Origin of the sequence: Paenibacillus sp. FSL H7-0442, from assembly GCF_038593105.1 — a bacterium.
GTDB lineage: Bacteria > Bacillota > Bacilli > Paenibacillales > Paenibacillaceae > Paenibacillus > Paenibacillus polymyxa_D.
This window is the reverse complement of record NZ_CP151963.1, coordinates 4,547,414-4,559,572: the sequence shown is the minus strand read 5'-3', so window position 1 is coordinate 4,559,572 and position 12,159 is coordinate 4,547,414. Positions and strand designations below refer to the sequence as shown.

Sequence of the window (12,159 nt, the reverse complement as noted above, 5' to 3'; positions counted from 1 at the left end):
AGTAGACATGAAAACGCAGCAGTTTGTAGTTATTGGCTTGGGGCGGTTTGGCTCAAGCCTAGCTTTGCAATTGGTGGATATGGGGTGCGAGGTGCTAGGCATTGACCGGAATGAGGATGTTGTGGACAGTATGAGTGAGATGTTGACACATACTGTCGTGGCGGACGCTACCGATGAAGACTCATTGCGATCACTGGGCATCCGTAATTTCGATTGTGGCATTGTTGCTATTGGTGATGACATCCAGGTAAGCATCCTGACCGCCATTTTGCTGAAGGAGCTGGGTGTGAAAAAGGTCGTAGCCAAAGCCATATCTGTGCTGCACGGGCGTGCGTTAGAAAAGCTCGGTGTGGATCGGATTATTTATCCAGAACGGGACATGGGTATCCGTGTGGCTCACCAGCTAGTCACGCCTAATTTGCTCGATTATTTGGAGTTGTCTAAGGAATACAGTATTGTGGAACTCAATGTACCTGCATGTCTGAACGGCAAAACGCTTGCAGAACTAAATGCTCGCACCCGCTTTGGCTGTAGTGTCGTGGCGCTTCATACGGCGAACGGTATCTTGATCGCACCGACGGCTATGGATCGGCTAAAAGCAGACGATATTATGGTCATCATCGGCTCAAATGACAATATCGGCCGCTTTGAGGATGAGGTTGTTAATGTCAATGAAGAGGGCTAAACTCTCTACACCATACGATAGCCTGCAAACGACGCACGTGTCTCGCTAATCCAGCGTCGTGCTGTCGGACCGAGATCGGTCGTCTCCGAGTAAATGAGGGAGGTCGTTCGGCGTGTCTCCTTCAAATCGGGCAAGTACAATGCAGTGAGTCCATTATCCCGCAGCAGTTCGCTGCGCAAATAGGATTTGGGTAGCAAGGCGGAAGCCTTACAGGTTGGAAGCAGGCGTACAATCGCCTCGAAGGAGTCGATTTCCATGCGGATATCCGGCATGATGCCGCTGCGCTGGAACAAGTCATCCGTCAGACTGCGGTACCAGGTTCCTTTGGAGAAAATAATCATCGGCAATCCTTGCAGATCTTTCATCGAGGCCGTTCCTGTTTTAACGGTTAATTCATGTCCAATGGGAACAACGAGCTCCAAATGATCGTCAAATAGCGGAATGCAACGCAGTCCGACTTCATGAATGGCAGACCCGACAATACCGGCGTCTGCTTTTTTGTCACGTACAAAGGCGACGATTTCATGGGTTTTACCGGTGAGCAGCTTCAGCTCGGTTTGAGGATGCTTGCTCATAAAAGCTTCGACAAGGGTAGGCAGCGTTGTCTGGAGTGTCGTGAGACTTGCGCCGAGTGTAAGCATACTCTGGGCTTCATTTTTGTGCTGGGAGAGCTTTTGTAAGAAGCGAAGCTGTCGTTGCCGTTGCTCTAGTGCGAATGTATAAACAAATCGGCCAGTGGACGTAATTTCGAGCCGTTTGCCCCGACGATCAAAGAGATTCACACCCAGCTCTTCCTCCAGCTTGGCAATTTTGCGGGACAGGGCGGGTTGGGACAGATTCAGCAGTTTGGAGGCTTTATTCAGGCTGGACTGCTCGACAATGACGGCAAAAGCGTTCAAATCCTCAAACAAATCATCCACTTCCTCTCTATATGCAAAAAAGACATAATAATTAATACGTATATTGCAATTCCATTATAAGCCGAAAAGGAGTAACATGAAAGCGACACAAGATGTTCACACTTTTGTTTTTCCTAATAAGGGACACCTTGTTGGACATTTCCTGTCGGGAACTGTCATTTTATATGTTATATTACTATTGAAAACGCTATTATTGGGAGAAGGGAGCATGACCTAGATGAGAGGATTTTATTCCAGAAAGCTGCATTCGCTTCTTGGCGTCATTCCGTTGGCTCTATTTTTTGTTGAGCATTTGGTGACGAACTTCACAGCGGTGGAGGGCGGCAAGGAAGGATTTAACCGCAGCGTGGCCTTCCTGAATGGTTTGCCGCTGGTTATTGTACTAGAAACGTTATTCATCTACTTGCCATTACTGTTCCACGGAATTTATGGCTTGTATATCGCTTATCAAGCTGATCCGAATGTCAAAAGGTTCGGCTATTCACGTAACTGGCGCTTTCTGTTCCAGCGTATTTCCGGCGTCATTACGTTTGTATTTATTATCTGGCACGTATACGACACACGCTTTCAGGTGGCTCTGGGTAATGTAACTCATGAGGAGCTAGGCGGGGTCATGCATGGCATCGTGACGAACCCGGTTTATTTCATTTTGTATCTAATCAGTGTCGTTTCGGCATCCTTTCACTTTGCTAACGGACTGTGGGCATTTATGGTCAGTTGGGGGATTACCGTGGGACCACGTGCGCAAAAAGTATCTTCTTATATCTGTATGACCCTGTTCGTGGTGGTGTCTATCGGCTTCATCGCCTCCCTGCTTGCATTCCGCAGCGCGGAATTTCAGGAAACAGCAACTGCCTTGGTGCAATGCAGTACTTTTAAACAACTACTGTAAATGAGTCATATCCATTATACATTGTGTTGAAATTCTATTTTCAAACGTAAAAGGGGATTTGGTTAAAAATCCTGAAAAAAAGGAGTGAGCAGAAATGGCAGCATCCAACATTATTGTCGTGGGCGGCGGTCTGGCAGGTCTAATGGCTACGATCAAGGCGGCAGAGGCGGGAGTTCACGTTCATTTATTTTCTTTGGTTCCGGTCAAAAGGTCCCACTCCGTTTGTGCTCAAGGTGGCATCAATGGTGCGGTAAATACCAAGGGTGAGGGAGACTCCCCCTGGATTCACTTTGATGATTCGGTCTATGGCGGGGATTTTCTGGCCAACCAGCCTCCGGTAAAAGCGATGTGCGAAGCGGCTCCGGGGATCATTCATCTCATGGACCGCATGGGCGTCATGTTTAACCGGACACCGGAAGGACTGCTGGACTTCCGCCGCTTCGGCGGTACCCAGCATCATCGGACCGCCTTTGCTGGTGCGACGACAGGACAGCAGCTTCTGTACGCTCTCGATGAGCAGGTACGGCGCTGGGAATCTGCGGGTTTGGTGACCAAGTATGAAAACTGGGAGTTTTTACAGGCTGTACTGGATGATGAAGGCATCTGTCGAGGGATTTGCGGGCAGGATTTGCGTACGATGGAAGTGAAGACTTTTGCGGCGGATGCAGTTATTTTGGCATCTGGTGGGCCCGGGATTATTTTCGGTAAAACCACGAATTCCGTCATTAATACGGGCACAGCTGCCGGTGCGGTGTATCAGCAAGGCGTACGCTATGCGAACGGTGAGTTTATCCAGATTCATCCGACGGCTATACCAGGTGATGACAAGCTGCGTCTCATGTCCGAGTCGGCACGGGGAGAGGGCGGTCGTATTTGGACGTATAAGGATGGTAAGCCATGGTATTTTCTCGAAGAAAAGTATCCAGCTTACGGAAATTTGGTCCCTCGCGATATTGCGACACGTGAAATATTCAGTGTATGCGTTGATGATGGACTGGGTATTAATGGCGAGAACATGGTCTACCTCGATCTGTCCCACAAGGACCCGAAAGAGCTGGATGTAAAACTGGGCGGCATTATTGAAATTTATGAAAAATTCGTCGGTGATGATCCGCGCAAAATTCCGATGAAAATATTCCCGGCTGTTCATTATTCAATGGGCGGCATGTGGGTCGATTACAATCAGATGACCAATATACCAGGCCTGTTCGCGGCTGGTGAGTGTGAATTCCAATACCACGGAGCGAACCGTTTGGGTGCGAACTCGTTGCTGTCAGCCATTTACGGCGGGATGGTGGCTGGACCTAAGGCTGTGGAATATATCAAAGGCTTGAAAAAATCTGCACAGGATACAGCGTCCTCCGTATTTGATGCGGCAGTTCATCAGCAGACGGAGAAGTATGAGCGTATTTTGCATATGGACGGAAAAGAAAATGCCTATGTTCTTCATAAAGAACTGGGCGAGTGGATGACGAACAACATGACTGTGGTTCGTTATAATGACAAGCTGGAAGCTACGATCCACAAGATCAAGGAGCTGAAGGAGCGTTACTCTAACATTAACATCAATGACGCTTCACGCTGGAACAATGCGGGTGCGGCATTTACACGGCAACTGTGGAATATGATGGAGCTGGCTGAAGCGATGACCAAAGGTGCGCTGCTGCGCAACGAAAGCCGCGGGGCTCATTACAAACCAGATTTCCCGGATCGCAACGATGAGGATTTCCTGAAAACGACGATTGCGGACTGGACACCGGAAGGACCACAAATCTCGTATGAAGCGGTGGATGTTTCGCTGATCAAGCCGCGTATTCGGGATTATTCCAAGAACAAATAACGGAAGGGAGTGTATTTAGATGTCGGAGCAAGCAGTGAAGTCGAATAAAACAGTGAAGTTCGTTGTGACCCGTCAAGCTGATCCTAAAGCCAGTCCCTATACGGAAGAATTCGAATTGGCTTATCGTCCGGGAATGAATGTGATTAGCGCGCTGATGGAAATTCAGCGTAATCCGGTGGACAGCCACGGTAAAGAGACGGCTCCGGTGTGCTGGGAGTCGAATTGCCTGGAGGAAGTATGCGGAGCATGCTCCATGGTGATTAACGGCAAGCCGCGTCAGGCCTGTGCAGCGCTCGTCGATAAGCTGGAGCAGCCGATTACGATCGCGCCGATGAACACATTCCCGGTAGTTCGGGATTTGGTCATCGACCGCAGCCGGATGTTTAATGCGCTCAAGAAGGTCAAAGCGTGGATTCCGATTGACGGTACCTACGATCTGGGCCCTGGTCCTAGAATGGCTGAGAAAAAGCGTCAGTGGGCGTATGAGCTGTCCAAGTGCATGACCTGTGGTGTCTGTCTGGAAGCTTGTCCGAACGTCAACGAGAAGACGACGTTCATCGGACCTGCGGCGATATCTCAGGTTCGCCTGTTTAACAGCCATCCGACAGGGGAAATGAATCAGGAAGAGCGGCTAGAGGCGTTGATGACAGACGACGGGCTGGAAGGGTGCGGGAACTCGCAAAACTGCGTACGCTCTTGTCCGAAAGGTATTCCGTTGACCACTTCTATTGCCGAAATGAACAAGGAAACGACCAAGCATATGTTCAAGCGCTGGCTGACTGTATAGCACTAGACAGCGAATAGGTTATGCCCAAACAGGCTTTTTCTCAAACTGGAGAAAGCCTGTTTTTTGCGCTCAGGAATGATGGAGGGTAACATGGAGGAAGGAGCGCGGGATAGCAGTTATGGTATAATTATGGTATTGTGTATCGTTTTTGGAGAAAAGGAGGCTGGACAGGTGACTGTGCAACCGATAACGAATCGACCTGTCACTAGGTCGGATGTATTGAAGGGATTAGAGGATCTGGGGGTTCGGAGCGGCATGACATTGCTTGTTCACTCGTCGATGCGCAGCTTTGGACGCTTTGTTCCAGGCGGGGCCTCGGTCATTCTTGCCGCACTAACCGAAGCAGTTGGCCCGGAAGGGACGCTGGTGATGCCGACACAGTCACATGACTTGACTGATCCCTCGACTTGGATGAACCCGCCTCTGGATGAGTCATGGTGGGAACTGGTACGCGAGGAAATGCCCGCTTATGATCCGGCCTGGACGCTGACCGGAGGGATGGGCATCATTGTAGAAACGTTCCGTGGCCTGCCGGGAACCAAGCGCAGCGGGCATCCGCATGTTTCTCTGGCGGCACGTGGACCCACAGCTTCGGAATTACTGGCAGCTCATGAGCTCGACTTTGGACTGGGTGAGCATTCGCCCTTGGCGAAGCTGTACGAGGCAGATGCTTATGTAGTGCTGTTGGGCTGCGGACATGACAGCAACACGTCCCTGCATTTGGCGGAATATCGAACAGCCTACAATGGACGTGAAGTGATCACCCATCAAGCTCCTATGATGGTGGATGGAGCAAAAGCGTGGGTATCTTTTCAGGATTTTAATATTACCTCAGATGACTTTGAGAAGCTGGGACTTGATTTTGAACGGGACTGTCCCTCAGCTTTTACGCGGGTGAACATTGGGGAGGCTTCATGTTTTTTCGCGAGGCAACGTGATTTGGTAGACTATGCGGAGCAGTGGTTGTCCACCCATCGCTAAAGCTTTTGGACGGTAAGAATTCGAATAAGTGAGATCAAGGAATAGATCGCAAGGGGGAACGCATATGGAGAAGACGCCGCACACCCGCCGCGAGAGTCAGGATGGCCCGCATCAGGGGGCCGCTATCCCTCCCGGTTCTTCGCGGCGTTCCGTTTCAAATGAACCAGCCAATCCTTCGCGCCGCCATTTTTTGAAAAAAGCGGCTTTAGCCACAGCCGGAACCGCGCTTCTAGCTGGAGGATATGCTTCCTTATGGGAGCCTAATCATTTGGAAATTACACGCTTCAACTTGTCTATCCCTCGTCTTCCGTCTGCTTTTGACGGAATCAGGGTCGTACATTTCAGTGATGTGCACTTGGGTTTTCACATGGATGAGCAGGATTTACGCGAGCTTGCGGACCGGATAGCAGGTCTGAAGCCAGATTTGCTCTGTTTTACAGGCGATATTGTGGATGACTATGCAGTATCCATGAAGGCTGCTGTTCCAGTTATGGCTTCTATGTACGCCACACTTGGCAAATTTGCTATTCTGGGCAATCATGATTATAGAGGCTTACCCGCCGGAGTACAGGAATTGTATCCGAAAACCGGGTTTACGTTGCTGAGAAACGAGCATGCGATTGTAGAGCTTGCGGGACAGCGTGTAGCTATGGTCGGTTTAGAGGATAACATCATGGGCAAGCCCAATCCGCAGCGTGCCATCCACGGACTACCTGATGAGATGTGCAAGCTCCTGCTGATGCATGAGCCGGACTATGCAGATGTGGCGGCGCAAATGTCCTTTGATCTTCAATTGTCGGGGCATACGCATGGAGGACAGGTACGCTTGCCGGTCATTGGAGCGCCAATGCCGCCTCCGGGTGGACGCAAGTACATCCAGGGATTATTTCATGTGGGAACGGAGAGAATGCCGCTATATGTTAGCCGAGGCATTGGCATGACACATCTGCCGATTCGCGTGCTGTGCAGGCCGGAGCTTAGTGTCATTACACTAAAATCCGGCCAATAGGCCATGATTTTTTTTCATCTTCGTCATATAGTTTGGAACTACATAAAGATGGCTTGAATGTAGTGTAGAGATGTAGTCGTTTCGGACAAAGGAGTGAGGTTCAGATGGATCGTATTGCTGTCATTTCAGATATTCATGGCAATTGGCCTGCCTGTGAGGCGGTGCTGGAGGATATTGCTTCCCGAGGCATTAGCCGTGTGTTTTGTTTGGGGGATCTGATCGGCAAAGGGCCTAGCCCGAGCGAGGTTCTGGATGCTGTCCGTCAACGTTGTGAAGTGGTCGTGCGGGGGAATTGGGATGAGCTGGTCAGTATTACGGATGATCTCAATTTTAGCTGGCAAGCCGAGCGCTTGGGGGCAGAACGAGTGCAGTATTTGGCACAGTTACCGTTTCATTATGATTTCAGAATGAGCGGACGCCGTATCCGTCTGGTGCATGCCTCGCCGCAAAGTGTGTATCACCGTGTGCAGCCATGGGATGAGCCGGAAAAACGGCTTGCCATGTTCGATCCGTTAGCAGAAGAAAATGGAAAAGTTGCTTTTGCTCCGGATGTTGTGGGATATGGTGATGTGCACAATGCTTTTATCCAGCATTTTCAGGGAAAAACACTTTTTAACGTCGGCAGTGTCGGGAATCCGTTGGATGTTACGCAGGCTTCCTACTGCATTTTAGAGGGGGAGATGGGAGAGGAGCAGCCTACGTCCTTCTCCATTCATTTTGTACGTGTACCTTATGATATAGAACTGGCGGTAAAACAAGCGGAGGAAGCTGATGTGCCTTCTTTGCCGTATTATATTCGAGAGCTGCGTACAGGAATTTACCGCGGGATTCAGGAACTGGATTAAGTATGGAAACATTCATTTCTAAAAGCCAATCCATCCGCAGGAGGGAACATTGTGCTGACCAGAGAAATGCTTCGTCTTGGGCTACCGGAGCTTTACACCCGCCGAGTCCGATTGCGCCAGCTAAGAACGGAGGATTATCCCGCGCTGGAACGGATCCTATCCGATCCATTGGTGATCCAATATGTGAATCGAATTCGCAAGCCAGTCTATGCACGAATGCGGCGTCTGGTTGCGCAAATTAAAATTTCTTCCGATTCACTAGATTCCCTGCATTTTGCGGTGGAATGGCATCCGAGAAATACAGAAGAAAGCAATCTACTTAGTGAATCCAATGAGCTTACCTCTTCACCGTTGCTCGGTATCGTCTCTTTTCAGCAATGGAATGAAAGAACGGGGGAGGCGCAATTGGGCTATATTCTGGATCGTCCTTTTTGGGGACAGGGGCTGGGTACAGAAGTGGTGGGAGAAATGTTGAATTTTGGTTTCGGATCTTTGAAGCTCCATCGGATCGAAAGTCGTTGCCAAGAGGATAATCAGGCTTCTATGCGCGTGCTTATTAAAAATAAGATGCGCCTGCTGCGTACCATTGGTGCTTATGATCCCTCAGGAGAGGTGCCAAGTGTATTGGTATTTTCGATGACCCAAGGGGATTATGCATAGAAATGGAAGTGGAATATTTTGTTACAAAGATGAAATATAACTGCAAAACAACTCTAACACAGGACGGGTACAATACAGACATGACCCCCTTTTGAATAATATATGTTGCTGGGCCCGACGATTCGGGTCCTCTTTTTTTGTTATCCTATAGTAGGGCCTTCTCTATTTCTGCGGAAGCGAGTAGCCTTCTTGCCTTGGCTGTGCTCAGTTATATTTCAATTTGTTACAAAAATGAAATATAACTGCAAAGTTACTTTAACATAGAGTGGGTACAACATAAACATGACCCCCTTTGAATCATATATATATATTGCTGGGACCCGGAGCTTCGGGTCCCCTTTTTTTTATGATTTTTAGGAACGGGTCAGGCTGGTTATCAGCTCTGGAAGCCATTCATTTAGGGAGAGAAATGAGTACCCCTCTGACTGGGCTTTGGACGTATCCATGTACCACGATTGTGTAATACCAAATGGAGACATGTGCTCGTCTGCTGTTTTTTCTTTCATCACAGCTTGTTTTCCAGTTACCTGCTCAATGATCGAAATGATCTCCCCAATCCTCACTGTACCGTCGGAGCAAGCATTTACAGGCCCTGTTAAAGGAGTGTGACCAAGCCAAAACAGAAAATCTGCGGCTTCATCGGAACGAATAAATGAGATTTGTGCTGCGGCATTAGGTACTCCGATTTCTGTTCCTTCACGAACATGCTCGATATGAAAATGAAGTCTTTTCGTATAATCGTCTGTCCCCAATACAATTGGAAAACGAACAGCAACTACAGGAAATGTAGCTTGCTGCATAAAAACTGCTTCTGCCTGCCGTTTAGCCTCCTGATATGTAAAATCGTCTTTCCCGCCCTTGCGAACCGGGTAAGCTTGAGGGTCAAAGATGCTCTCTGTCAGCACTTCCGGTCTCGAATCATAGACGGATAGGCTGGAGGTCACGATATACCTCTTGGCTTTAGCATCAAAAATGCGGCAGGCTTCGCTGGCTTCATCAGGAGAAAAGCAAATATTATCATAAACAACGTCCCACACTTGCTCGCCTACTGCCTTAGCGAGCGCTTGCGGGTCGGTACGATCTGCACAGATCCGCTGAACGCGGTCACCGAACGAATCGCTTGTTTGGCCTCGTGTGAGGATGGTAACGGAGTTCTCGGAACTCTCCAGCAGACGTTCCACCAGTCTCTTGCCAAAAAAGCGCGTTCCACCCAGTACAAGTATCTTTTTCATACTTACATCACTCCTTCTGAAATGGTTTTCATTTATATTAAGATAGACGGACTAATGAATGTAAAAGATACAGGACGCAATGAAAAAAAGGAGGATCATATGCCATACGTAGAGATTCAGGATTTAGAAATGTATTACGAAAAAATGGGTACAGCTGCGAGGCAATGTGGCTTTATATTGTGCGGTGAAGCACCCTCAAATGTTTGCGACCGTTACGACCATAGGCTGTAGTGGAGTCGCATGTCCTGAGGGGGCAGATGAATTTGATTATGCGTCAGAGCGCACAGGATTGGCGCCAATATCCGCAATTGACACGTAGTGAGTTAAGTAGCATTACGTGCCCTGCATTATTTATCGCGGGTGAACATGACGATTTCGCCACAGAAGAGCAACTCCTGGAATTATGCTCAGGGACCCAAGACTCACGTTATCTAATTGTTCCGGGTTGTAGTCATCGACCGCACATGCTTAGAGAGAAGCCGATCTTAATCAATGATTCTATTCTTTCATTTTTGAACAAACATGCGATTCGTTGAACCAATCATTCGCATAGCGGTGGAGCACCGCCTAATCCTACTCTCCTAGAAGCTTCAAGAAATTGGCCGGCACCGTAATTTGCTGATTATTAATCATAATCTTCCGAAGCTCCTCCATGGAGTCCTCTTCACCTCTAGCGTCTTTAATCTCCTTAATTTCACGATGCAGTCGCTCCATTTGGAGATCTAGCGCATTAGCGGAGTCTGCTGCGTTCTTTAATTCACGTGTCAGACTTTCGGGAACGGACTGGTTGTACTTATAAAATATTTTATGCTCCAGGCTGGCCCAGAAATCCATCGCAATGGTTCGAATTTGCACCTCTACGCAGACTAGCTCCTCACAATCCGACATGAATACAGGAACTTGAACCAGCAAATGCAGGCTCTGGTAACCGTTCGGCTTGGGGTTCTTGATGTAATCCTTAATTTCCAGCACCTTCAAGTCACTTTGTCTCTGAAGCATGTTACTGACATCATAAATATCAGAAATAAAAGAGCAAGTAATACGCAAGCCGGCGATATCCTTGATATGATCTTTGATAGCATCCAGCGATAACTCGCTATGTTTACGAATCATTTTATTCATGATGCTCTCAGGAGATTTAAGGCGTGATTTGGTATGCTCAATAGGGCTGTAATCGTGTAATGCCTGAAATTCCTGCTTTAATATTTCAATCTTGGTTTCCATTTCGTCGAGCGCAAATTTATAGATTAGCATAAATCGCGTGATGTCATGCTTTAGCTTTTTAAATTTGTCCATAGGATCTTCCAAGTGCATATGTAATTCTCCTCACACATAGATGTCATAATCTTGCTAAGCATTCGCCTTTGCAATGGAATTATTACCTTATAAATTACAATCCCCAACAATTCCATTGCAGCAGCGTTCGTAAGATCAAATGATTTGCGGAGAGGCAATTCCCACCTTGAATTTTAAAGCGCCACAGAAATTTTACGTTTTTCTTTAAAATAGACCCATTCCCGGAAGCCGATATCCTTCAGCATTGCCTTTACTTCTTCCCAGTCATCGCCTACCCGCGAAGGTTTATGGGCATCCGAACCAAAAGTAACCTCCACACCAAAATGGTGCGCTCTTTCTAAAATAGAAGCAGACGGGTACCATCCGCCACTCAGTTTGGTTTTACCCGAAGTGTTAATTTCAATCGCCACATTGGATTCCGCAATTACCTGCAAGGTTTCATCAATGGCTTCATCAGCAGGAATGTCTGAAAAGGCTGGAAAGTTCCCCTTCATTGCGTCAATATGGCCTAAAATCTGAAACATGCCGCTTCGCGCAGATTCCTGAATGAGCGTGTAGTAGGCTTGTTTGACCTCGATTTTACGAGCGTCGCTTAATTTGTTCCAACGGTTACGGTTAAAAATGCTGTCCCCTTCGACATTGTGAATCGACCCAATGAGATAATCAAATGGATAAGGAGCCAGAGTGGAACGATATAATTCAGCAAAATCAGGAAAATAATCCGTTTCCAATCCGAGGAGCACGTCAATACGGCCTTCGTATTCTTTTTTAAGCTGTTGTACCTCTTCTACGTATTCAGCAAGCTGTGATTTGGCCATATAAATTTTAGGAAAAGCCTGATCCTGTTCGCTGCCCAGGAAAGGGGAATGGTCCGAAATACCAATCGCTTGTAAGCCCGACTGAATGCCTGCTTCAATGTAATCTCGAATGTTTCCGTCTGCATGACCGCAGCGGAAATGATGGGTGTGCAGATCAAATTTCATAGCCTGTCTTCCTTTCGTAATCAGGGTTT

The 12,159-nt window shown here is 48.0% G+C and carries 13 protein-coding genes; 9 read left to right on the top strand and 4 right to left on the bottom strand.

From position 1 onward, the window contains the following. Positions 1–7: 7 nt before the first annotated feature. Complete coding sequence (locus MHH57_RS20100; protein WP_023990146.1) at positions 8–685, top strand: TrkA family potassium uptake protein; 678 nt, start codon at positions 8–10, stop codon at positions 683–685. A 5-nt stretch (positions 686–690) separates the two neighbouring features. Here the strand turns inward: MHH57_RS20100 and MHH57_RS20095 are convergent, their stop codons facing one another. Then, positions 691–1,596: a LysR family transcriptional regulator gene (locus MHH57_RS20095; protein ID WP_029518250.1), complete on the bottom strand. Its 906-nt coding sequence runs from the start codon at positions 1,594–1,596 to the stop codon at positions 691–693. Positions 1,597–1,822: 226 nt separating this feature from the next. Between MHH57_RS20095 and MHH57_RS20090 the strand changes: the two genes are divergently transcribed. The 7 genes from MHH57_RS20090 (at position 1,823) to MHH57_RS20060 (ending at position 8,619) form a co-directional block, all read left to right on the top strand. Further along, positions 1,823–2,497 (top strand): succinate dehydrogenase cytochrome b558 subunit, encoded by a 675-nt coding sequence (locus MHH57_RS20090; protein ID WP_069012627.1) that lies wholly within the window; start codon positions 1,823–1,825, stop codon positions 2,495–2,497. A gap of 94 nt (positions 2,498–2,591) precedes the next feature. Further along, positions 2,592–4,337 (top strand): succinate dehydrogenase flavoprotein subunit, encoded by a 1,746-nt coding sequence (gene sdhA, locus MHH57_RS20085; protein ID WP_342434447.1) that lies wholly within the window; start codon positions 2,592–2,594, stop codon positions 4,335–4,337. Between the two features lie 19 nt (positions 4,338–4,356). Next, positions 4,357–5,124 (top strand): succinate dehydrogenase iron-sulfur subunit, encoded by a 768-nt coding sequence (gene sdhB / locus MHH57_RS20080; protein ID WP_039272681.1) that lies wholly within the window; start codon positions 4,357–4,359, stop codon positions 5,122–5,124. Between the two features lie 171 nt (positions 5,125–5,295). Then, positions 5,296–6,105, top strand: a complete 810-nt coding sequence (locus tag MHH57_RS20075; RefSeq protein ID WP_029518254.1) for an AAC(3) family N-acetyltransferase — start codon at positions 5,296–5,298, stop codon at positions 6,103–6,105. A 64-nt stretch (positions 6,106–6,169) separates the two neighbouring features. Next, positions 6,170–7,114, top strand: coding sequence for a metallophosphoesterase (locus tag MHH57_RS20070; protein ID WP_340886317.1), 945 nt, complete (start codon positions 6,170–6,172; stop codon positions 7,112–7,114). 104 nt (positions 7,115–7,218) lie between these two features. After that, complete coding sequence (locus MHH57_RS20065; protein WP_318628009.1) at positions 7,219–7,959, top strand: metallophosphoesterase family protein; 741 nt, start codon at positions 7,219–7,221, stop codon at positions 7,957–7,959. A gap of 51 nt (positions 7,960–8,010) precedes the next feature. Continuing rightward, complete coding sequence (locus MHH57_RS20060) at positions 8,011–8,619, top strand: GNAT family N-acetyltransferase (protein ID WP_342434446.1); 609 nt, start codon at positions 8,011–8,013, stop codon at positions 8,617–8,619. A gap of 353 nt (positions 8,620–8,972) precedes the next feature. Here the strand turns inward: MHH57_RS20060 and MHH57_RS20055 are convergent, their stop codons facing one another. Continuing rightward, entirely contained in the window at positions 8,973–9,851 is an 879-nt protein-coding gene (locus tag MHH57_RS20055) for an NAD-dependent epimerase/dehydratase family protein (protein ID WP_342434445.1), read from the bottom strand. Between the two features lie 263 nt (positions 9,852–10,114). On the opposite strand from MHH57_RS20055, the gene MHH57_RS20050 reads away from it, so the two are divergent. Next, positions 10,115–10,387 carry an alpha/beta hydrolase gene (locus MHH57_RS20050; RefSeq protein ID WP_342434444.1) on the top strand — a complete coding sequence of 91 codons (273 nt, stop codon included), beginning with the start codon at positions 10,115–10,117 and terminating at the stop codon, positions 10,385–10,387. A gap of 37 nt (positions 10,388–10,424) precedes the next feature. On the opposite strand, the gene MHH57_RS20045 is transcribed toward MHH57_RS20050, so the two are convergent. Together MHH57_RS20045 and MHH57_RS20040 are read right to left on the bottom strand one after the other, a co-directional pair. Continuing rightward, positions 10,425–11,165 carry a GTP pyrophosphokinase family protein gene (locus MHH57_RS20045; protein ID WP_165148567.1) on the bottom strand — a complete coding sequence of 247 codons (741 nt, stop codon included), beginning with the start codon at positions 11,163–11,165 and terminating at the stop codon, positions 10,425–10,427. A 155-nt stretch (positions 11,166–11,320) separates the two neighbouring features. Next, complete coding sequence (locus MHH57_RS20040; RefSeq protein ID WP_039272676.1) at positions 11,321–12,130, bottom strand: histidinol-phosphatase; 810 nt, start codon at positions 12,128–12,130, stop codon at positions 11,321–11,323. Positions 12,131–12,159 lie beyond the last annotated feature (29 nt).

Bases quoted from the DNA above. Each gene is read 5' to 3' on its own strand.
- MHH57_RS20055 (WP_342434445.1), bottom strand. From the start codon at position 9,851: ATGAAAAAGATACTTGTACTGGGTGGAACGCGCTTTTTTGGCAAGAGA.
- sdhA (WP_342434447.1), top strand. From the start codon at position 2,592: ATGGCAGCATCCAACATTATTGTCGTGGGCGGCGGTCTGGCAGGTCTA.
- sdhB (WP_039272681.1), top strand. From the start codon at position 4,357: ATGTCGGAGCAAGCAGTGAAGTCGAATAAAACAGTGAAGTTCGTTGTG.
- MHH57_RS20065 (WP_318628009.1), top strand. From the start codon at position 7,219: ATGGATCGTATTGCTGTCATTTCAGATATTCATGGCAATTGGCCTGCC.
- MHH57_RS20045 (WP_165148567.1), bottom strand. From the start codon at position 11,165: ATGCACTTGGAAGATCCTATGGACAAATTTAAAAAGCTAAAGCATGAC.
- MHH57_RS20070 (WP_340886317.1), top strand. From the start codon at position 6,170: ATGGAGAAGACGCCGCACACCCGCCGCGAGAGTCAGGATGGCCCGCAT.
- MHH57_RS20100 (WP_023990146.1), top strand. From the start codon at position 8: ATGAAAACGCAGCAGTTTGTAGTTATTGGCTTGGGGCGGTTTGGCTCA.
- MHH57_RS20090 (WP_069012627.1), top strand. From the start codon at position 1,823: ATGAGAGGATTTTATTCCAGAAAGCTGCATTCGCTTCTTGGCGTCATT.
- MHH57_RS20040 (WP_039272676.1), bottom strand. From the start codon at position 12,130: ATGAAATTTGATCTGCACACCCATCATTTCCGCTGCGGTCATGCAGAC.